Origin of the sequence: Segatella copri, from assembly GCF_019127135.1 — a bacterium.
Classification (GTDB): domain Bacteria; phylum Bacteroidota; class Bacteroidia; order Bacteroidales; family Bacteroidaceae; genus Prevotella.
In genome coordinates, this window is sequence record NZ_JAHOEA010000179.1 from 1 (window position 1) to 576 (window position 576).

A 576-nucleotide genomic window follows, 5' to 3' on the forward strand; every position below is an offset into this window, starting at 1 on the left:
ACTTGTTGCCGGGTGTAGAAGTGGGAAAACTTGCCGGCGTAGCCCGAACAGAGGCTCTGCTTGAGCTCGGGACACCGGTTGATCCATCTCACCAGCCGGTTGAGCGCTACCCTGGGGGTAGCGGTGGGAAAGTAGAGCATGGCGAGCTCTGCCTTCCCGTAACTTCTGTCTTCTATCATAATTTGTTCTTTTTAGTCTGTTTTTGTCAGTTGCTTCTTTCTTCTGCCTGTTAGAATAAAATCTCTCCGAATCATAAGAAAATCCCTCCGAAAGATACGGAAATATCTCCGAAAGATAAAAAAATATCTCCGAAGCAGAATTTCCTAAAATGGGAGATCCTCGGGCGGAATATCCTCGCTGCCATCCATCTTCTGGTTGTTCTCTATCTCGTCAGGACGCATTTCTATCACCTTCCAGCCGTTGCCCGTCTTGCGGTGAATCTTCTTGAATCCCAGCACCTCCATGTACTTCGAGATGTCCTTGTTCGACATCGACTGGCGGAAGGCGGGATTCGTACAGATGCGATCCATCACATCACTCGCCGTAACAAACTTGCAGAACTCGGACGGCGTATCG

General features: G+C 49.3%; 2 protein-coding genes. Both read right to left on the reverse strand.

Annotated elements, in window-relative coordinates; all coding sequences use genetic code 11:
* The coding region (locus tag KSW37_RS16230; RefSeq protein ID WP_217315393.1) for a DUF4248 domain-containing protein at nt 1-179 on the reverse strand (179 nt) is incomplete at its 3' end.
* Nucleotides 180-323: 144 nt separating this feature from the next.
* On the reverse strand, nt 324-576 hold a 253-nt coding region (locus KSW37_RS15750; RefSeq protein WP_217743537.1), incomplete at its 5' end, for a hypothetical protein.